Annotated in this window: 19 protein-coding genes; 7 read left to right on the forward strand and 12 right to left on the reverse strand. The window is 36.8% G+C overall.

Annotation, left to right across the window (positions count from 1 at the left end; translation table 11 throughout):
• Window positions 1-14 precede the first annotated feature (14 nt).
• Together V5290_RS00220 and V5290_RS00225 are read left to right on the forward strand one after the other, a co-directional pair.
• On the forward strand, window positions 15-239 hold the full coding sequence (locus tag V5290_RS00220; protein ID WP_290037766.1) for a DUF1414 domain-containing protein: 225 nt from the start codon (window positions 15-17) through the stop codon (window positions 237-239).
• 4 nt (window positions 240-243) lie between these two features.
• Window positions 244-2,055, forward strand: a complete 1,812-nt coding sequence (locus V5290_RS00225; RefSeq protein WP_333380536.1) for a DUF3413 domain-containing protein — start codon at window positions 244-246, stop codon at window positions 2,053-2,055.
• A gap of 92 nt (window positions 2,056-2,147) precedes the next feature.
• Here V5290_RS00225 and V5290_RS00230 read toward each other — a convergent pair whose 3' ends face one another.
• From V5290_RS00230 to V5290_RS00265, 8 genes are all read right to left on the reverse strand, one after another.
• Window positions 2,148-2,744, reverse strand: a complete 597-nt coding sequence (locus V5290_RS00230) for a nitroreductase (protein ID WP_333380538.1) — start codon at window positions 2,742-2,744, stop codon at window positions 2,148-2,150.
• A 2-nt stretch (window positions 2,745-2,746) separates the two neighbouring features.
• Window positions 2,747-4,678, reverse strand: coding sequence for an iron ABC transporter permease (locus V5290_RS00235; protein ID WP_333380540.1), 1,932 nt, complete (start codon window positions 4,676-4,678; stop codon window positions 2,747-2,749).
• Window positions 4,668-5,714: an iron-siderophore ABC transporter substrate-binding protein gene (locus tag V5290_RS00240; protein WP_333380542.1), complete on the reverse strand. Its 1,047-nt coding sequence runs from the start codon at window positions 5,712-5,714 to the stop codon at window positions 4,668-4,670. Before V5290_RS00240 ends, V5290_RS00235 begins: the two co-directional genes overlap by 11 nt.
• The gene (locus V5290_RS00245) at window positions 5,714-6,607 is read right to left on the reverse strand and encodes an ABC transporter ATP-binding protein (RefSeq protein ID WP_333380544.1); all 894 of its coding nucleotides are present in this window, start codon (window positions 6,605-6,607) and stop codon (window positions 5,714-5,716) included. The genes V5290_RS00240 and V5290_RS00245 overlap by 1 nt, the downstream gene beginning before the upstream one ends.
• Before the next feature lie 20 nt (window positions 6,608-6,627).
• Window positions 6,628-8,814, reverse strand: a complete 2,187-nt coding sequence (locus tag V5290_RS00250) for a TonB-dependent receptor (protein ID WP_333380546.1) — start codon at window positions 8,812-8,814, stop codon at window positions 6,628-6,630.
• 105 nt (window positions 8,815-8,919) lie between these two features.
• On the reverse strand, window positions 8,920-10,113 hold the full coding sequence (locus tag V5290_RS00255; RefSeq protein WP_333380548.1) for a permease: 1,194 nt from the start codon (window positions 10,111-10,113) through the stop codon (window positions 8,920-8,922).
• 397 nt (window positions 10,114-10,510) lie between these two features.
• The gene (gene pncB, locus V5290_RS00260; protein ID WP_333380550.1) at window positions 10,511-11,731 is read right to left on the reverse strand and encodes a nicotinate phosphoribosyltransferase; all 1,221 of its coding nucleotides are present in this window, start codon (window positions 11,729-11,731) and stop codon (window positions 10,511-10,513) included.
• Window positions 11,731-12,375, reverse strand: a complete 645-nt coding sequence (locus tag V5290_RS00265) for an isochorismatase family protein (RefSeq protein ID WP_333380552.1) — start codon at window positions 12,373-12,375, stop codon at window positions 11,731-11,733. The genes pncB and V5290_RS00265 overlap by 1 nt, the downstream gene beginning before the upstream one ends.
• Window positions 12,376-12,685: 310 nt before the next feature.
• On the opposite strand from V5290_RS00265, the gene V5290_RS00270 reads away from it, so the two are divergent.
• From V5290_RS00270 to V5290_RS00280, 3 genes are all read left to right on the forward strand, one after another.
• Entirely contained in the window at window positions 12,686-14,068 is a 1,383-nt protein-coding gene (locus tag V5290_RS00270) for a sodium-dependent transporter (protein WP_333380554.1), read from the forward strand.
• Between the two features lie 182 nt (window positions 14,069-14,250).
• Window positions 14,251-14,547 (forward strand): HlyU family transcriptional regulator, encoded by a 297-nt coding sequence (locus V5290_RS00275; RefSeq protein ID WP_333380556.1) that lies wholly within the window; start codon window positions 14,251-14,253, stop codon window positions 14,545-14,547.
• A gap of 90 nt (window positions 14,548-14,637) precedes the next feature.
• Window positions 14,638-15,588, forward strand: coding sequence for an AEC family transporter (locus V5290_RS00280; protein WP_333380557.1), 951 nt, complete (start codon window positions 14,638-14,640; stop codon window positions 15,586-15,588).
• A 26-nt stretch (window positions 15,589-15,614) separates the two neighbouring features.
• On the opposite strand, the gene V5290_RS00285 is transcribed toward V5290_RS00280, so the two are convergent.
• The 4 genes from V5290_RS00285 to V5290_RS00300 form a co-directional block, all read right to left on the reverse strand.
• The gene (locus tag V5290_RS00285; protein WP_333380559.1) at window positions 15,615-16,400 is read right to left on the reverse strand and encodes a HalD/BesD family halogenase; all 786 of its coding nucleotides are present in this window, start codon (window positions 16,398-16,400) and stop codon (window positions 15,615-15,617) included.
• 232 nt (window positions 16,401-16,632) lie between these two features.
• Complete coding sequence (locus V5290_RS00290; protein WP_333380561.1) at window positions 16,633-17,673, reverse strand: YHYH protein; 1,041 nt, start codon at window positions 17,671-17,673, stop codon at window positions 16,633-16,635.
• A 76-nt stretch (window positions 17,674-17,749) separates the two neighbouring features.
• On the reverse strand, window positions 17,750-19,180 hold the full coding sequence (locus V5290_RS00295) for a diguanylate cyclase (RefSeq protein ID WP_333380563.1): 1,431 nt from the start codon (window positions 19,178-19,180) through the stop codon (window positions 17,750-17,752).
• Window positions 19,181-19,305: 125 nt separating this feature from the next.
• Entirely contained in the window at window positions 19,306-19,947 is a 642-nt protein-coding gene (locus V5290_RS00300; RefSeq protein WP_333381271.1) for a glutathione S-transferase family protein, read from the reverse strand.
• Between the two features lie 385 nt (window positions 19,948-20,332).
• Between V5290_RS00300 and V5290_RS00305 the strand changes: the two genes are divergently transcribed.
• Complete coding sequence (locus V5290_RS00305) at window positions 20,333-21,328, forward strand: XdhC family protein (RefSeq protein WP_333380565.1); 996 nt, start codon at window positions 20,333-20,335, stop codon at window positions 21,326-21,328.
• Window positions 21,321-22,001 (forward strand): nucleotidyltransferase family protein, encoded by a 681-nt coding sequence (locus V5290_RS00310; protein WP_333380568.1) that lies wholly within the window; start codon window positions 21,321-21,323, stop codon window positions 21,999-22,001. The genes V5290_RS00305 and V5290_RS00310 overlap by 8 nt, the downstream gene beginning before the upstream one ends.
• The last annotated feature ends 34 nt before the right edge of the window (window positions 22,002-22,035 follow it).

The raw sequence follows: 22,035 nt of genomic DNA on the forward strand, positions 1-22,035 counted from the left end.
ATTAGAAGTTTATTATGCCAATTCAATCAAAGTACTCTAGCCAAAAAATCGAATCAATCCTGGATCAAGTAATGGATGTACTTCATGACAACGACGTTTCTGTCGATCTTAGCTTAATGATTTTAGGTAACAGTATTACTCATGTTATTAATAGCCAAGTACCAACAGCGCAACGTCAAGCAATCAGTGACAAATTCGTTAAAGCATTAAGTGCTTCTATCAACACAAAAGATAAATAACAAGATGGTTGAAACAGGTCATAAATTTCACGATAACGTAGCTAAAAATGTCACTTGGGCACATTGGTTTACGTTCTTTAATATTATTGCTATATCTTTAATCAGTTTACGCTATATTGCGTACTCAGGTTTAGCTGATACAGGGCTCGGCATCACCTATCAATTTATCAGCTTAATAGGACATTTTAGCTTCCTAGCCGCTGTGGTATTTGGAATTTTATTATTTCCGCTAGCCTTTTTAATATCAAATAATTTAATTTATCGCCTAGTTTCAATTTTGATCGCCACTACGGCGATCACATTTTTAATTGTTGATACACAAATATTTAGGTTATATGAGTTTCACCTCAATCCCTTGATTTGGCAATTTTTACAAAAGCCAGAGCAAGTAGAAGAAATCTACTCAATCAATCTTCATTATATTTCTATTCCGATTACCTTTGCTCTTGAAGCCTTTTTCTCTATCATTTTGTGGAAAAAAGTTAGACATATCCATGCAAAACAGATTGGTAAACCTATTGCTTTATTCCTATTCGCAAGCTTTGTTCTCAGCCATCTAGTATATATTTGGGCTGATGCGACGCAGTACCGACCAATTACTCATCAACGTTCACTATACCCACTATCTTATCCGATGACCGCACGAACGTTCTTGACTAAACAAGGATGGTTAAACGAAGATGCTATCCAAAAAAGTGAATTAAACGCCTTGGGCACCAACCCTAAAGTATTAAACTACCCTTTACAGGATCTAACTTACGCTGCAGAACCAACGGTTAGCGCAAACTATAATATTTTACTCGTTAACGTTGAGTCACTTCGTGCTGATATGCTTAACCCGCAGAATATGCCGCACCTGCAAACATTAAGTGATACTGCTATTAATTTTAAAAATCACTTTAGTGGCGCGAACAATAGCGCACAAGGTGTATTTAGCTTGCTTTACAGCCTGCCTAATAGTTATTGGGATGACATTACCGATAATCATATCGCACCAGTATTTATGACAAAAATTGTCGAAGAGCAACGCCCTATCGGCTTATTCTCGAGCATTGGCTTTGTACATCCTGAGTTTTTACAGAGTAGCTTTAGCCAATTAAAGCAAGCACCAAAGGTTTACTATTCTGATGCTGCGAATAACAACCAAGTAGTGCAACAATGGGAAGAGTGGATTAAAACTCAGCAACAAGACACCCCATGGTTTGCTTATGTTTATTTAGAACAACAAAACGATCATTTATTTGCACAGCCAACTAAAAAAACCATACCTGAGCAAACAGAGCAATTAACGCTTTATCAATCTCAAGTACATGCAATAGATGCAAAAATACAGCGTTTAATAGATAGTTTAAAAGCACAAAAATCTTACCAAGATACCATTATCGTGATTACTGGTACCAATGGGCAATCTTTTAAAGAACAAAATACCAACGATACATTAATCAGTGGTGCAAGTGTTCCAATGGTCATTGTATGGCCAGATAAACTACCTCGTACTATTTATGAGATGACGAGCCATGTCGATCTCATGCCAACCTTAATGCAAGATGTGTTTGGTGTTGAGAATCCAACTAATCAATTTAGCAGTGGGTACTCTTTATTTACTAAACAAGATCGAGACTTTGTATTGTCAGGGGATAGCAATAACTTCGTCATCTATGAGAATAGACGTATTACTCAATTTTCTGGCAATGGGGATATTGATAGTATTGACTGGCAAGGTAATTATATTGAGCAAAATGCTGACAATGATGCATCGAATATCACTTTACTAATTGATGTATTATCTAAGTTAAGACGTTTTAATCAAAAATAATAAGTTATAAGCTTATCTACTGATATCTCATTAAGTTTTAAACCAATATAAGTTATTTATATTGGTTTAAAACTAATCTCATAAATTAAAAACTACTCCTTAAATAACGGTTCTAATTGCTCATTCCCCACCCAACGGTAACAATGCTCTGCCACATCAGACCTATTTTTTTTTGTATCCTGCAGTTTTTTCGTTCCTAACATAATAAAAGCTACCGGCTCTTGTTTTGACGTCAAACCAAATAGCTCATGTACTTGCGTTAATTCAGCTGCGTCAGTGCTGTACCAAATTGCTGCGACATTTTCTTGTTCGGCAGCTAATAAAATATTTTGACACCCAGCAGCAACAGCTAAAACTTGATCTCGTCGAGATACAGCATGTGGCTCTACAATATTTGCAGAGACTAATACGACCATTGGAGATGCTTTTAAGTAATTTGTCAGTCGACGAATTCGGGCTGGTTCAATATGTTCAGCATGTTGTAGCCAGGCCTCACACATTAATTCACACATACTTGGTACTTCCTCAGCACCCACAACAACAATATGCCAAGGCTTAATATTTCCATGGTCTGGTGCACTCATAACGGATTGAAAAATACGTTTTAATTTCTTTGAGTCTGGAGCTGGAGCTTCCATTTCATGTACATGACATGAACTCCGTTGATAAATAAGATCTAATGCTGACACTCTTAATTCCTTTTATAACCTAACAAAATTAAACAAATAAAGTACAAACCACCAATAATCGACACCAAAATACCACTAGCAATTTCAAAAGGTGCAATTAAGGTTCTACCCAGTCCATCAGCCAGTAATAATAACCAAGCGCCGACTAAACCACTGCCAAGCAATAATACCCAATGACGAGTTTGCCCCATCAAGCGTAAAATATGTGGAGAAAGTAATCCAACAAACGCAATCGCACCGACTGCTGCAACTGCCGCTGCAGTTAACAAAACCACTAACAAAATGATTAATAAACGTAGTTTCATTAACGGTTGTCCGAGGTGTAATCCCCAATCTTCACCTAAAGTGAATAAATCTAATTGCCGAGCCAACGCTAATAATGCGAAACAACAAGGTAATGTCACCATCATCAGTAACCAACCAATCTGAGCATCGGCACCATAAGTTGTCCCAGTCAACCAAAGCACTGTCACAGAAGCAGCTCCAGAACCAAATGTTAATACCATCGATGCAATGGTTCCGCACCAAGCAGAGATAGCAATCCCTAATAGCGCGAGTTGAGAAACACGTAATTGATAACGCATTGCGATAAATAAAATACACACCACAATAGCGGCGCCAACTAATGCCCACAAAAAGAGATCAATACGGGAAGCGTCAGGCCAAACCTGTAAAGCTAATATAATACATAACACTGATGCCGACGTTGCTCCGGATATATCTGGACTTGCCATAGGGTTTCTAAACAGCGCTTGTAAAGTACAACCCGCCATTCCTAAACCAATACCCGCCATCACAGCAACACCCATACGTGATGCTGTAAATTCAAAACCAATCTCACTAGGCCAAAAATACAGCGCTGTGAGTATCAACAAAAAAGCAGGGATCGCAATGGCAAAGAATTTAGGTAACTTAATTAATGCAGCTAATCCAAACCCACTTTCTTGCATCGCCATGCCCATCGCACCTTTTTTGCGCGTGAGCAGGTACAAAAAAAATGGCATACCGATTAAGACGGTTAATACACCCGTCGGTAAACGGAAACCTGAAACAGGTAATGAACGCGAAAAGAGCTCAGCAACAATCACTAATAAAGCACCAAAAACACTGGCACAGATAACCTGCTGACGTGATTTGTTAAATCCTAGCATACGGGCAATGTGAGGTGCCATTAAACCAACAAAGCCTAATACACCCACCATCGCTGTCACTAATGATGCTTGTAATACCGCAATCAATAACAACACGGCGCGCCAACGTCTAACAGATAAGCCAACAACATTGGCTGTATCATCACCTAAACTCAACATATCTAATTGGCGGTGGCATAACAAAGGTAATGCCAATAGCAATAAAGAAGGGATAAAAATTAGGCTGACTAATTGACCATCGCTTTGACCAATATTGCCACTGCCCCACAGAAATAAACCATCCATACGTTGTTCTGCATAAATCATAATCGCAGATGACAAAGCGCCCACGGCAAGACTCATCGCCATGCCGATTAAGATAAGCTGTAATTTACCGCCACCAATAACCTGCGAAAGTAACAAAATCAACATTGAAATAACTAAAGCAAAAGAAAAAGCAGCGATCCACACTTCCCAAATACTCGGGTCATCAACAAAAAGATTAATAACCATTGCACCTAATAACGCACCAGCATTAATACCAATAGTTGAAGGTGAAGCAAATGAATTACCTAAAGCAGTTTGGACCACTGCCCCCGATTGAGCCAACAAAGCACCGCATAAAAGAGCCATTAATAAAGTAGGTAGTAACAATTGATAAAAGTAAGTTGTTTCATACTCGTTAATCAATACTGTTTGCTGGTAGTGTTGCCAGCTAAATATAGCAACAATGATAATAAATAATGAGATAAGTGACCAAGCAGTACTTCGTCCTTTTATTAATTCAGCGTATTTAGCGAGCATGATTTTTCTCCAACAAGGTGTGAGTGAATGCTCGCGCCATTCTTACAACAGAAACAGGGCCACCAAAACTCCACAGTGGAGACACCGTATAAATATCATCATTTTTAACGAACTGATGTTGTGCCCATAATGGTGATGTCATCATTCTTTCACCTTTACCGGCCGTTTCTTGCACCAGAATAAGAGCCGTATCTTGTAACATTTTAATTTGCTCTAGTTGTAAATGAGTAAAGTCCTTACCTGGCAATGTAATGTCCCATTGATAATCTAGCCCTAGTTGCATCGCAATAGATGCCGCTAAACTTTGTTTAGAAAAAACACGTAAGCCATAACCCATCCCCACAAATTTCCCATAAGCTATTTTCTTATTTTGCAAACCTTCACTGGCTAATATCAAACGTAAACGAGCTAACTCTGCATCCATTTCCAACAACTGTTGTTTCGCTACTGCCGTTTTACCAACACGCTCTGCAAGTTGTATATAGTTGTTTCGCATTTGATTCATATACCGATAATCAGTTTGCTCAAAACGTGAAAATTGTTGAAGTAATAACGTCGGAGCGATGGCATTTAACTCATCTAATAAACGGGCATGGCGGAATGGATAACCAATAATAAGATCAGGTTTTTGTTCTATAACGGCAGGTAGGCTAGGAAAAGCACGATTACCGACTTCAGCAACACCTTCAGGTAGAGCAGGATGATTAGATTGCCATTTTCGATAACCATTAATTGACGTCAGTGCAACGGGTTTAATGCCTAAAGACAATAACATTTCAGCAGCAGACCAATTTAAGGCCACCGCTCGAGGCGTATTAATCAGTGTAGTGGGTAGTGATAAAGGTAAAATAGCATCATCTGAAACGTCAATGGTTTCAAAATTTTTAACTTTAGTTGTCGCTTTAACGTTTGTTATTTCATCTGATTGTTCACTAACAGATTGATCAAACGTCTGCTTCACTTGTTCACTACAAGCACTATGAGGTAGTACAAAAAAACTGGACATTGCAGCAATAGGTATAAACCAACGTAACATCAGTCAACCCTCTTTGCATTTGATTCAGTCTTTTCATTTAACTTAGTCTTTACACTTGATTTGGTATTAGTAGAGGAATCGAGATTGGTAGAAAATTCGGTATTAGCGATGAACTTAGCATCATTCAATTTAACCGCATTAGTTCGTGGCCACAATAAAGTTTGCCCTTCCACTTCAACACGCGCGACCGACGTATTATAAACTTGAGAGACTTGTTCCGCCGTTAATACTAAATCGATATCACCTGCGGCGACCACTTTGCCTTTTTCTAACATAATCGCATGGTGGCTAAATTCTTGTGCATGGTTAAGGTCATGTAACACCCAAATGATGGTTTTACCATATTGTTCATTAAGACGTTTAACGATATGCAACAATTCAACTTGATGCCCAATATCTAACCAAGACGTCGGTTCATCTAACAAAACAATATCGGTATCTTGTGCTAATACCATTGCTAACCAACAACGCTGAGCTTCACCACCCGATAATGTTTCAATCGCTAAATCTGCAAATTCAAGCACACCGGCTTCTTGCATTGCCCAATGCATCTTTTCTTTATCTTGTTTAGTTAATGGTGCAAACCAACGTCGATGAGGATGACGACCAAACTCAACCAAATCAGCAACCGTCAAGCCAACTGGTGTACTATGACGTTGTGGCAACATGGCAAGTTTAAGTGCTAAGTCAGCGCGGGAATACTGCGTTATTCCTTTTCCTGATAATTTAATCTCTCCTGTATTAATTTTTTCCAAGCCAGCAATCAGTTTTAGTAATGTACTTTTACCAGAGCCGTTCGGGCCAATTAATGCCGTCACTTTTCCTTCTTGGAATTCACAGGTGATATTATCTAGAATTAACTTGCCACCTAAGCGACAAGTTAATTTTTTCACAGTCAGTAATTCAGTCAACGTTAAAATTTCACATTATAGTTAACTGAGTAAGTACGGCCTTGGCCTTCAAAATTGAATAAGTTCTCATTAACTGAACCACCATAGTAGTAAACAGCGCGTTGAGACCATAAAGTTTGATACTCGGTATTTAATAAGTTTGTAATACCAAATTGCAGTTTTCCTACAGGTAATTGGACACCTGCTAATAAATCAACCGTATTATAACCTTCTAAGTCATTATCATCGGCATCGGTGTAATCAAACATTTGAGATGTTTGAAGGCGTGTATTATATAGATCTTGTTGCCAGCTGATATAAGCAGTTAATTTTGAAGGGCTTGCACTTGTTGCATCTAAATTCCCCCACTTACCATCTTCTTTAGTTTCGCTCATAATATAATTAAAATTACCACCTGCATGTAATGCATCTGTTAAGTAATAATCTAATTGTGCTTCTAAACCATAAATGCGCACTTTGTCATCAACAACTTCAATTGAATAGTCATCTTGCGCTTCAATTTTCTTATCCGATAAAGAATAATAAGCCGTTAATTGAGTGTAAAGTGACTCATTGCTTAAACGCCAACCTAGCTCTATAGAATTGGTTTTAATACCTTCAAGCGGGTTATCAGAAACATTAGTACTACTCGCAACGCTACCATCATCATTGTAGTCACCTTGGCCATAGTATTTTGCACTATCAGGAATTTCAAATCCTTGAGAAAAGTTAACCCAAACTTGTTGCTGTTTATTTAGTTTATAAAGCGCACCAACATTAAACAAAGTATTACTATAACTATTACTACCGCCTTCAATAGCATCATAATCAGTCGTATCGCCTGCTAATGAAGCATATTGTTGTTCCACATCCACAAAGTCATCTACTGAAATATATGAGTATTGGTAACGCACACCAGCATGTACATTGAATGCATCACTAAGATCATAATCAGCTTGTAAAAATGCAGCAAGGGAAAGAGTATCAATACCTGGATAGCGATCCGTTTCTCCAACCGAATTTAATACTAAACCATTTGATATTGCCGCTGTTGTGGTATCGTAATAAGTTTGGGTTGCATCAAACTGTTCAAATTCGGCATCAGCACCATATACAAGACTAAGTTTATTAGTTGGTTTAGCTGTAAAAACAAACTTAGAACCAACAACGGTGGTATTTTGTTCAGATGCACTCAATGTACCAGCATAGAATGGATTAAAACGTAATGACTCATAACGGGTAAACAGTTGTATATTCATAGTTTGATTATAAAATTTACTGTCTATATAGTTTGCAGCTAACATATAACGTGTCGTTTTAGCTTGCTCATCAAGTTCATAGCCTTTAACCATGTCTATTTCATCGGTTGTAAAGTAATTAGAATATCCATATCCATAATCAATGCCATATTCACTATCCTGACCACTATTATATAATTGTGCAGTTAGTTCTAAGCGTTTTGTATCAGAAATATCGTATCCTATACTCCCCATTACATCGAACTGCGAAACATATTGAGAACTAGTTTGAGTCGAATCTTGTAAGATCATGTCACCATTCGAGTCATACATACCGCCAGTTTTTTCATACGAAATAGACAAACGAGCATCTAACTTTTCTTTATTAAATGAGTAAGCTTGAGCTACTTGATATTGTGAATCCTCACTACTGTTAAAACCCGATTGTGCACCAAGCCAAGCTTCATAATGGGCACCTTCTTCATCATCACTCCCTTTTTTAGTAATGATATTAATAATACCACCCAAACTGCCGCCACCGTACATAGCTGAAGCGCCAGAAACGACTTCGATACGTGCTATATTAAAAGGATTGATTGCGTCAAATTGACGACTAATAGCGCGAGAAGAGTTTAAAGAAATACCATCGATCATAACTAATGCTGAACGACCACGCATATTTTGTCCCGCATTTGAACGAGATTGGCTGCCCACATCTAAGCTAGGGATCAAGTTGGCTAATAAATCTTTAAATTCAACCCCAGATTTCGCTTGTTCTTCGATTTGTTCTTTTTCTATAACCAGAACAGTAGCAGCAATATCACTAATACTTTGCGCACTTCGATTCGCAGTTACTACCATAGCGTATTCATTGTGATCTGTTTGTGCCTGAACATGTAATGATAATCCTAGCATTCCTATTACGATCGGATTTAGCATAAACTTTATTTGATTTAATTGAGACAATTTCATAAGTAATTCCATTTATAAGTATAATTCTTTAGCGTTTATATAGATTAAGAAGCGATCCTCTATAAAGAATCTATTTACAGTGTTAGCGATAAAATGGTTAGTAGTTTAGTCAGCACCTCCTTCACTGGATTGTTGATACAACATGAACCAAGCAATAAGAATTAATACCATTATCAAGATAAAGCTTAGTAACAGGCTTAATTCACCAACGGTTAAAAGTACTCCTCCTAACAACCCACCCAAGGCATTACCTAATGTATGGCTTTGGGAAACGGCTGCAGAGATTCTTGCTTTATTATATAAATTTGAATGCATTGCGATTGCTGTATACCAAGCTGGTGCCATTGATAATGCTGAACTCAATAACACCACGCTAATAACAAAATGTTTTTGTAATACAAATAAGACACAGCCTATTAATAACGAAGACACAATCACCGACAAAAACAACTTGGGATAACGAGTTAATGGTCGATATAAAATGAATAAAGAAACTAAGGCACTCGCGCTTGCCGAGAATAACAAGGTTGCGGTCATTTCACTTGCTTGCTTAGCATCAGAGAAATACGTTAAAAATAGTGGACCTAAACTAAATTGGAGTTGTGAGCTAAATAAAGTAATTAGTACTGCCGTGGTGCATATAATCATTAATAATCGGTTATTAAATAAAGAAAATGCTGGAAGGTTTAGTCTTGTGCTTTTGATAGTTTTTGTTGGTGGATATGTATCGTGGTTAGATAAATTATATTGATTAAACCAAGTCAACATAAGCGCGATAGCAGTTACAATGGCAATAAACCATAAACTAAAATAGGAGATTTCAATAGGAACAAAAGTGAGTAATGGCGCTGTTAATCGGCCTATATTTATAGAGATAGTAGACCAAACTAACCTTTCACCTTTCTGATCTCCATCAAATAAAGTTAATTGAGCACTCGGGATAATAGCACTACAAAAAACACCATGAACAACACGAGTAAGACATAGAGCAATAACTAATATTAAACCTTGAAAATAAGTAAACTGTAGAAAGGTGATAAAACTCAATTGTGATATTAAAAAGCCAAATAACACACAACGTAGAATAAATATGGAAGGTTTATTTTCAGAGGCGCGTTTATCTAATAAATGTCCCCAACGTCCGGAGCAAAACATGAAGATAAAAGTGCCTAAAGAAAGAGGAATTGCTAGTTGAAATGCAGTTAATTCTCCCTTTAACATTATTTCAGGGATTAATATTAGGATCGCCCCTTGAAGTGCACCTAGCACCCAGCATGATAAAATAGCCATCCCTTGCATTGTTTTTCCTTTATGCACCAACCCATATAATAATGAGTATCATTAAGCTTAAATAGTATTTTAATTGATAATCATTGTCATTAACTTCTTTTGTATTATTATTAAAATATTACTAAAGGGGTGGTCTAATGGCTTAATAAATACATTTTTTCATATTTATAATATAAGGCATTGAAAGGAGAGGTAATTATATTGAACAAAATGCTGACAGTGATGCATCGAATATCACTTTACTAATTGATGTATTATCTAAATTAAGACGTTTTAATCAAAAATAATTAGGTAGAGGCCTCCAAGGCTCCTGCATAAAGCACGTTACGTATATGAAAAAGCCGATAAAAGTAGATGATAAAACATCGACCTTACCGGCTTTTTACTTTAGATACTTTAATTAAAGCTATTTAGAGACTTTCACGATACTCGGGTCAATCCCATATTGGCTTGCTAAATATTGTAAATAACCTAAATCTTCACACATACTTTTCCCCGGCTCATCAGATATTTTAGCCACAGGTTTGCCATTAACCGTGACCATTTTGATCACAATGCTTAAGGGACGATTACCAACATCATTCATTAAATTAGTGCCAATACCAAATGAGACTTTTATTCGGCCTCTAAAGCGTTTCCAAATTTCGATCATTCTTGGGAAATCTAATGAGTCGCTAAACACCAGAGTTTTGCTTAACGGGTCTATTTCCATGGTGTGATACAGACTAATCGCTTTCTCACCCCATTCAAATGGACAACCACTATCGTGTCGTAAACCATCGTAAAGTTTACCAAAGTATGGGTCATTAAAATCACGCATAAAGGAATCCATTGAGTAACAATCAGTTAATGCAATCCCTAAACGCCCTCGATATTCTCTTACCCAGCCTTCTAAAGCGGCTTTTTGCGCATCGGCTAGACGCGTAACAGCTTGCCAACTTTGGAACCACTCATGTGCCATGGTGCCCATCGCAGGTAAATCAAGTTTTCTCGCAAAGTGCACGCAACTTGTCCCCAAAAACTCGTTTGGAAATTCAGATTTTAGTGTCCCGAGTACTTCTTCTTGCCATGCTTTACTTGCACGGCGTCGCGTACCGAAATCAATAAAGGTTAATCCAGTTAAGTCTTTTTCTTCTTTTAATAATTTAATTTTGTCTGCGAGTCTTTCTCTAGCAACAAACAAATCAAACCCACCACAATTAATAAAGGTGTGTAGTTCACTAATTATGGACAGAGCATAAATCTCTAATAGGCTGACATGTAACAAAGGCCCATCAAAACGCAGATTGATATTTTCACCATCAGAATGCAAATGGATGAATTTCATATTAAGTTTGAAAATGCGTAAAAACTCAATAAAATCAGGCTTAATGAAATGCATCTTACTTAAATAATCTAACTCTTCATCGGTAAAAGACAAAGTACAAAGGTGTTCGAGTTGGCGCTGTATTTCAGGAATTAATACGGTTAAATCTAACCCCTCTTGATTCCGACATGCGAATTTCCATTGCACATTAACGAGACGAAATTCTGCGGCATGATAAAATGCTTGTAACATACTTATCTTATAAAAATCGATATCCATTAAACTATCAATCAACCATCGATCTATTTTTGTGTTTTGCATTACGATACTAACTCCTGACTACTGGCGATTAATGTTACGCCAATATCTTTCATTTCTTGATAAGCTAACTGAATCGAATCATCTGCAATTCCTCGACAAGCCGCCATATTTAAAATCACTTTAAAGCCGGCTTTTACTAGCTGTAAAACCGTCGTTTTCACACAATAATCTGTGGCTAATCCGCCAACAATAACTTGGCTAATATTGTTTTCTTTTAACCATTCAATGACACCAGTACTTATCTCTTCATTTAAATCATGATAACAAGCGCCATAGGGATGCATTTCTGGCTCGATGCCTTTTTCTACGACAAAGTCATATTCCGCTTCACTAGGTAAGGTAGGGATAAGTGAGTTACCTTTTGTTCCTACAATACAATGTGCTGGCCACTTTATATCTAAATTTGGATAATCACCTTCTACCGGTGTCATGACTTGATCAGCCGATGCTGCAATCCAAGGCGCTTCAGATGGATGACAATCTTTGCTGACTACCCGGCAATTCGTAAATTTTGCCTGTTCATTTAATTGTTCTGCAATAAGATGCCCTTCTGCAACAGGTAACTCATCTGGACAAAGTGGGGTGAAGCCACATTGTGGATCAACATCAAAACTTGCAGTAATAGATTTCTCAACTTTGACCATTTTTTTCTCCAATTTAAAATGATTATGAAAGAGGAATATAAAAACTTAATAAAACAACTGTAGATAACCCTATAGTAGCCACTACTGTCAACTGAGAGCAGTAAAGAACTTAGTAATTAATGCCCATACGTTCATAAAATGACCATAGTATGTCAAAAATCCTCTCATTTATGACTTAAATTAGTTTTTATGCCTGTTTCAGTAGCCTCTTTGACCAACTTTTATTATTCTTACGGCATTATTTACACAATAGGTATTTTTATGTCGTAAAAGGCATAAATATACCTATTTTTTACATTCAAGGATTTAAATGAGTACTGATACACAAGTGTCTAATCGATGGTCAAGTCGATACGCGTATGTTTTGGCTGCAACTGGTGCAGCTGTTGGTCTAGGTAATATCTGGAAATTCCCATACATAATGGGAGAGAATGGTGGTGGTGCATTTGTACTAGTTTACTTATTATGTATTTTGTTAATTGGTATTCCTGTCATGATGGCGGAAGTGATTATCGGTAAACGAGGCCGTTCTACGCCAGCAAATGCCATCGCTCACGTTGCAGCAGAATCAGGACGCTCTACTCACTGGTCTTTAATCGGTACCATTGGTGTTATTGCTGGTTTCCTTATTCTAAGCTTCTATGCTGTGATTGCAGGTTGGGCCGCGGCTTACGTGTTCTTTTCTGGTTCAGGCGAATTCAGTGCAGCAGCTGCAAATCCAGTAACCAATGCGGATGTGATTGGTGCGCTCTTTACTGAGTTAATCACTAGTGTATCTCAGTTAATGGTTTGGTCTACTTTAACACTTATTGCAGCTATTTACGTTATCTCTAAGGGTGTTAAAAAAGGTCTAGAAACAGCGATTACCTACCTAATGCCAGCACTGCTTGTATTGCTAGTTGGCATCATGCTCTATTCTGCCGTTGTAGGTGATTTTGCAGCCGCTTTTGATTTTATGTTCCATGTTGATTTCTCTCAATTAACCATTGAAGGTGCTTTAGTAGCACTAGGCCACGCCTTTTTCACGCTTAGCTTAGCAATGGGGATTATGATGACATACGGCGCATACCTGCCTAAAGGTGTGTCTATTGTTAAGACGTCAATCACTATCGCTATTGCAGATACGATTGTTGCTTTAATCGCAGGTCTAGCTATCTACCCGATTGTATTTGCAAATGGTTTAGAGCCAAGTGCCGGCCCTGGTTTATTATTTCAATCAATTCCTTTAGCATTCGGGTCAATGCCGTTTGGTGACTTTGTTGGTACATTATTCTTCATCATGATTGTATTTGCTGCATTTACATCGGTAATTGCACTGCTAGAGTCTCCAACAGCATACTTAGTTGAACGTCAAAAAATGAGCCGAACTAAAGCAGCTGTTGTTGCAGGTGTAGGTATTTGGTTATTAAGTTTATGTTCAATTTACTCATTCGCAGGTGCAGATTGGACTAAATTATCTTTTGGTATGGGTGGTGATATCTTTGAATTCTTAGACTATTTAACGGCTAACATTCTATTACCATTAGGCGGTATCTTTATCTCTATCTTTGCTGGTTGGGTAATGAAACCGAACATTTTACAAGAAGAGCTAAACCTTACCGGCACACCATTTGCAATAATCTTAATTCTTTTACGCTTTGTTGCACCGATTGGTATTTTATTGGTATTCGCTAATGCTGTAGGTTTATTATAAGCATGTAAAGAACGCTAAATATTGAATTATTTAATTCGGTTTACTTAACAAAAAAGCAACTATTTTAGTTGCTTTTTTTATATCTAAAATTCAAACATACCTGAATGTAATATATATGACACATTGAAAGCAGTTTGATTTACAATACCTTAATAAACGTATTTTTATAAGGATTTAAAGTAATGGGATTTCTATCAACACTAACATCACTCTTTTCGAGTGATAACAATAACGCACCAGAAGCAGCACCCGTTGAAGAAAGTACCGAGTACAAAGGTTTTATAATTACTCCCTCTCCTATGAGCGAAGGTGGTCAATACCGTTTATCAGCTGCAATTACTAAACAAACTAATGGACAGCAACAAACACATACTTTCATCCGTTCTGATGTTGTTGCTAGCCGCGACGATTGTATTGAGATGACCATTAGAAAAGCTAAAATTGCCATTGACCAAATGGGCGACAGTATCTTTAGTTAGAAGACCGACATCAGCTAATAGCAATGGATTGCAACTCTAATTTTAAACGATTCATTGCCGATCAATTTTTATTCCTTTGAGTGGTAAACTATGTTTTTTGAATCCTTACAATTTTCCTTTTCTATTGTCGGCCCTATTTGCTTATTACTTTTTCTAGGCTGGTTTTTAAATAAAACAGGTACCATTAATGATAGTTTTATTGAAGTAGGATCTAAGCTAGTCTTTAAAGTTACTTTACCAACATTATTATTTCTTAGTATTGTAAAAATGGACCATCAAGCAGAAATTGATTTTCACCTCATCACTTATGGTATTTGCGCTAACTTTATCTTTTATTTACTGTGTATTATCGCCACTAAGTTCTGGGTTGCTGACAAAACTCAACATGGCGTGATCATTCAAGGTGCATTTAGAAGTAATACTGCAATTATTGGTTTAGCTTATGTAAGTAATGTTTATGGGGAAGCGACATTGGGCTTAGCTGCTGTATATGTAGCTTCGCACACAATACTCTATAATATTTTATCGGTAATTATCTTATCTCCAAAAAAAGAAGGATTTAATCTAGCTATAATTACAAGCATGCTTAAATCAATTTTCAAAAACCCATTAATAATCAGCATTTTACTAGGTTTAGTATGTTTCCTATTAAATATTCCAGTCCCAGATCTCATTATCAATACTGGTCAGTATTTTTCAGATATGACACTTCCTGTTGCATTGCTATGCACGGGAGCAAGTTTAAGTATAGAGACATTAAAAAGTAATAGCTTTAATTGTCGATTTTCAACTATTTTGAAAATTGTAATCGGGCCAATTTTAATTACTGCTGGTGCTTATCATTTAGGATATCAAGGTGAATCACTGGGGCTAGTGTTCTTTATGTCCGCAGCACCCACGGCTGCAGCAAGTTATGTAATGGCACGTGCAATGGGGCATAGTGCAGAACTAGCTGCAAATATCATTGCAATGACCACGATAGGTTCATTAATCACCTGTAGTTTGGGAGTATCATTGTTGTATTGGTTACAATTAATGTAACCAATACATAATAAAAATTTAAGGCCTTACTTTAAACGCCCGAAAAAGGTCATACGAGCAGACTCGGATAAACTAACATTAGGCTGTGTATTATAAGCTAAAACTACTAACATCCTTGTTTGCTCGCCAATAGTTGGTGTTACTCTATGCATTGAGTTTCTGCCTCTAAACAACACCAATGTACCGGGCTCCATTGATAAGCTCTCTGTATCGATATCTCCGTCTAAAATATTTCCTGTCATCGCATAATTCATATCGCCATTGTCGGCATCTCGAGCATCTTTTACATATTCAAAGATACCGCCTTCCCTAGGACTTTGCACCATTAACGTAATGGCAAAGGATGAATTATCGTAATGCCACCCCAGTTCCTGCCCTTCATCCGCATAATGTAGGTTAATTGACGATAATGGGTCGGCATATTCATACAAAGCTTGCTCGCCTAATACATCACATAAAAAATCTCGAAACTCACTAGCATCATAAAGAGAATGTAACACCGAGTTGTTTGGTATTTGATCGGTAGTGATACAACCTTTAGAAGAAGTAACCGTGCGGTTCTTAGGATGTGAATCACTATGATTGTCATCGTTTTCGGTTAAATATACGTTATGCTTATTGGTCGTATAATAAGCAAGATGTTGGTTATCTTTGCCTTCTTGTTGCAGTAACGGAATCAACGCTGGTTTTAAAAATTCTTTTATAACCAATGCACCTGTCTCATCTAAAGTACGTTTACATGCTTTCCTAAAGGCACCATCATTCAAAGGGTTTTTATCTAAGTTAATGATATCTGCTAACGCTAATTCCATATTGAAAATATCTCCTTAAAATACATCTACTTATTTAACCTCAGTTCTGTTTAATAGAAGCGAAATATTATATAAAATCAGATAATTAAATCACTTAATAGGCAATACTGCTAGTTGTGCGTAGTTCAAGTCAAATTATTAAAGCAATAACGGATTATTGAGAAATAATTTAACGCAGAAATCCGTATAAATAGCGGTATTGACTCGCTTTTTTATCCATTAGTCAGGTTACTTATTCTTTTAAAGGGTCAGGCTGACCATCAGGAACACCTTCCGATCTTTTATCTTTCCCTTCAAAATGGCCGGTTTCTCCCATAAAGCAACCAAATATTTGGTTAGTTCCTGCTGCTGACGCATGATAATGATAACCACGTATAGGATCTGTTTCGCCACCACATGCATCTAATCCTTTTGATTCGATACTACTTTTATCTGTTTTAGCGTAAATCGCATAACCATCTAATGCGTAACCAATCATTGTTGAATGGCCATCTTCCTGAATACCAATCTCAGAACACCCGTTAGCTGAGTGATAATGATAACCTTCATGTGGATTAGCGTGTGCTCCACAATCATCTAATACGCCGAGAGTATAAGAACTTAAGATCATATCTAATGGTGCAGGAGGACCAAATAATACGCCATTCAAAGCAATACCAATGTTAGATCGGCCGTTAATAGCAGTAACTTTAGAAGCAGGAACAGGCACTATCGGTATTAAAACAGTTTTTTGAATTCCGCCATCTAAATCTTCTAAAGAGCAAGACAAACAGAAGTTATTAAAGCCTGATATAGGTCTAGGGTCACCAGCAACTTCACAGCCTCTAGCACCATCTATAACTGTAACTTCACCGGTTTTAATATCATACATTTGCCATTTTTTATCTTTATAAAGTGTCGATAAATTTTTAATAAATTCACCATCCACTTTATATACAGTGCCTTCACCATCAATCCATGTGCCTCCTTCTTCAGCATTAGACTCGATTGTAGGTGGACAATATGGACCTTCAGGAGAGGATTTTGGATCCGCTGGCGCTCCTGCAATGGTAATACGATAACAGCTAGTTTTAGTACCACCACTTAACGTGCATTGAACGGTTTCAACGTCGCCAACAATGGCGCCGTTAGCAAACAAGCTAGGATCGACAGAGGCATTGATAAGCTTTTCATCAGTGTAACTTGTTTGTTGACTTTTTTTGTCCTCATCAGTACAACCAAAAACTAAACTTAATAAAACAATACTAGATAAAAATGTTAGATTTCTTTGCATATATAGTACCTGAGCAGTGAATAAAAAAAGAAACCATAATATAAACGAGGTTTATATTCGGTTAAGCTTTATAGCGTTATTTCTCGATAATCTCCGCTAAACAAACTTGGTCTCTTCCCTGTTTTTTTGCTTGATACATAGCCTGATCCGCCCGCATTAACAAAGTTTCAACAGACTCTTTATTTTCATAAACAGCTAAACCAGCACTAAATGTCAACTTAACAGCATCTTCTTCATTTAATTTAATATTATTTTCTTGCAGTTTTTCTCGCAAACTGTTGGCAATGTGGATAGCACCAGTCTCGTCGGAGCCAGGCATTACAAAGATAAACTCCTCACCTCCTATTCGTCCACAAAAGTCGGTTTTTCTGCCCAGCGTGCTCATTATTCTGGAAAATTCAACTAATGCTTTATCGCCTGCTGCATGGCCCCACATATCATTTATTTGTTTAAAATGGTCGATATCAATAGAAATAATACACAAACTATAATTTACTCGCTTGGACATCAACATTTGCTCATCAAGCCTTTCTAAAGTCGCCCTTCTATTCAATAACCCAGTTAATTCATCGGTAGTTGCTAATAACAACAGCTCTTGCTCTGAGATTTTTTTGTAAATTATAAAGCTTAATGTATCAGCTAATATTCCCATTAAAGTATAATCATCTTTACAAAAAGGCTCTGTAGGAAAATGGCTAGAAAAATTGACCGTACCATATAACTTCCCATCTACTTTAATAGGCGTTCCAATATAAGACTCAAGCTTAAAATTCTGATAACAAGGATGGTTTTTAATTTCACTTTTACCGGTAAAGTGAAATCCTAATGTTTTATTGGCTTTTAGCGTATGGACGCAATAAGTACCCGAAATATCAAAACAAGTCGCAGGTTTTAATTCGCTGTTTATATCAACGCAACTTTCGACAACATAATCACTACCAGTGATATGGGAGATAATTGCGATTTCAAAACCAAAGTGATTTAAACCAACTTGCAGAAGATCTTGTACTCGTTGATCATAAGTTAAACCTACATTAGAGGTTATATTATGAATGTGTTGTAATGTATCTAGAGACTGCTCGGCAGACCTTGCAGAGCGAATAAATGCAATATACCCGACAACTTCCCCTGAAGCGTTGCGCATTGTCGTTCCAGAAGTAACCCCTAAGAACTGGGCTCCTCCCTTGCGCTGGTAACTTACTCTGTAAGAATCAGGCGTTGATTTTGCGTTTATGTTAAAGCGTTTGTTACCTTGCTCTGAAAAATCCACCTCATTAGCATAAAGTATCTTTGTTTGCTGACCATATAATTCTTGTTTTTGGTAACCAAACAACTCTGCAAAGGTGTCATTCATATAGATGATTTTTCTGTCTATATTTGCAACTACGACCGCTTCAGAAAAACTATCAAACATTTCAGTTAATAAAGTCAGCTGCAACACATTTGATTTGAAATCAAACCTATTAGATGAGCCTTTATACCCATCATTTTTTTTATCATCATCCATAAATATACCTTAATTACTAAGCTTACGATTAACTGTTCCATGTTATCGGTAGGACTAAAAATGCCATTAAATAGAAACTGTGTACAATAAATGAAACCTATTATTAGAGGTATCTCAACAAAGTATTAAAGGCCTTCCTGCGACATCATCGTCTTCACAGACTCTCGCTTTAACATTGTTTGATAATGCTTATTTAGGTTTGGCCAATTTTGGGCTGAGCTAGTATAACGTCGACTCCAATATGCGATCATAAACAAATGAAAATCTACACCACTTAATGTATCACCCAATATCCAAGGCCCATTGTCTGCTAATTCTTTATCGATAACCTCCCAACAGAAAGACAAATCAATTGCCGCTTTATCAACGATTGATTGGTGAGAGCTTATATCACTTGTATAATTTTCAGGGTGAGACCAGCGATTAGCTGCCTCTTGTAACGTATTAGACATCCAAGACATATATTGATAAAAAGCACCACGTAACGGAGAACTAAACTGAGGTGCTAGGTTTCCTTCTGGATGTTGATCCAATATGTACATTAAGATGGCCGCAGACTCATAAATAATTTGCCCATCATGTATTAAGGTAGGCACTTTACCATTAGGGTTAATGGCTAAATACTCCGCTGACTTTTGCATTTTTTTTGATAAGTCTATTTCGACCATTTTGTAGTCAATATTTAATTCTTCAAAAATGGCGTGACTAGCCATATTGGCTCCGCCTTTATCCCAATATAAAGTATAAATAATAGTACCCTTCCTGATTGTCTTTTAGAATCCTACTTAATTAACATTTTCTATATAAATAGTAGTATTAAATATTATATATGAAAGTAATTCCTATTATAAAAAACAATAAAAAATTTGTTACGTATCACCTATAAATGTTTAACTAGTATTCACATAAAAATCTCCATTAATCATATCCAACATGTAAACATAATGAATAATAAGATGTTTAATTACTATATTAAAAAGCATGATAAAATGCCAAATTACCGTAGCATTAACAATTACTAAGCGTATTTAGTCACAATGTAAGTTTTTCATAAGATTAACGAATAGGTAGCATAAAATAACCTACTCTACTGGCTATAACCGATAGGTATCTAACAAAATAACATCAAAAGTAATATTGTACTGGGGTTTAATGGCGCATCATATTGAAGATTTATTAACACAATGGAAACAGTTTCCTAATGATAATTGGGTACTTGCAGTGATCACAAATATCCAAGGCTCGTCCTACCGTAAGGAAGGTGCAATGATGCTGTTTCATGGGTTAGGCAAAAGTATTGGTCTCGTCAGTGGAGGCTGCCTAGAAGGTGATTTACTCCGCCATGCACAGCGTTCAATTCAACAAGATCAAGCCATTAATGTCACTTATGACGCAAGTGATGAAACCGATGCGAGTCATCAATTAGGCTGTGGTGGCATTGTTGATTTATTATTAATTCCAGTGACATCAGATAATAACTACTTACATTTAGAAACACTTCGACAGCAAATACAAAATAATCATTGTGAATATCGTATTCCTCTTGTTGAGACAGGCACACCTGCTACTACGATCAATACGCAAGTTTCAACTATTCACATGAAACAAAGCCAATCGAAACATTCTTTCAATAACGTCACAAAATCAACATGTAAGGAAATTCAAATAGTCTTTAGACCGCGTTTTCACTTAGCTATTTTTGGCGGTGGATTAGATGCTCAACCTCTCGCTAAATTAGCGTTGCAATTGGGGTGGAGGGTATCTGTATTTGACCAACGAAGTAGCTATGCACACCCGATTAATTTTGTTGGTACAACAATAAACAAAGACCTTATTTCATCATTGCAATCAACTCATCTTGATAAAGTCGATGCAGTTGTTGTGATGCAACATAACTTAGAGTTAGATGCATCAGCATTGAAATTAATCGCAAGTAATAATCCAGCCTACGTTGCTTTGCTTGGACCATGCCATCGAAGAGACCAAGTATTTACTAGAGCACAAGTTGATTTATCAAACTTTTCAGGTTTCTTTTCCGCTCCTGCTGGTTTTGATATCGGCGGTGAGTTACCCGAGTCCATTGCGTTAAGTATCTTAGCGGAGTCCCATGCGGTGTTACATGGAAAGCTAACTAAAAAAGATGAATGACCAAACGAATAAAAAAATCAGTCTAATATTGTTGGCAGCAGGTCAAAGTCGCCGCTTCAATGGTATCAAACTGATTCAGCCGATTACTGCAACAAATCCAAATGGAAAACAAGTTACTCAACCATTATTATTACATGGGCTAGATAAACTCAATGCCCTCTCTAAATACCTGTGCAATTTAAACGTTGAAAGCCAAGTTATTGTTGTTTTAGGCACTAATCAAACACAAATACAGAGGTTATTACCTAGCTCAACGGAGGTAATAATCAATGAAAACAGTAGTGAAGGCTTATCGTCATCGATTAAAGTTGCCGTTAAAGCAACTCATAAAATTGCTGCAACTGATATGTTACTGACCTTGGGTGATCATATAGGAGTAGATATTGATGATTACCAACAGTTGGTCGAACTTTGGTTACAAACTCAAGTTAATGTTTGCTCGTATTACCAAAATCAACTCGCTGCACCGGCTATTTTTAATCAGATACACTTTAATAAATTAAATAAATTACAAGGAGATCAAGGTGCTAAGCCTCTATTACTAGAGTTGGCTAAAACTAAACAATTAAAAACGTTAACGTTAGTGAATGGAGTTTATGACATTGATACAAAAGAAGATCTGATAGCATGGCAACAGGCATTTTCATCTATCAATGCAAAACTTAAAAATTGAGAAGTTTAAAATATACGTTATTAACTATATAGTG

Origin of the sequence: Psychromonas arctica (assembly GCF_036697365.1) — a bacterium.
In the GTDB taxonomy this organism is placed as follows: Bacteria; Pseudomonadota; Gammaproteobacteria; order Enterobacterales; family Psychromonadaceae; genus Psychromonas; species Psychromonas arctica_A.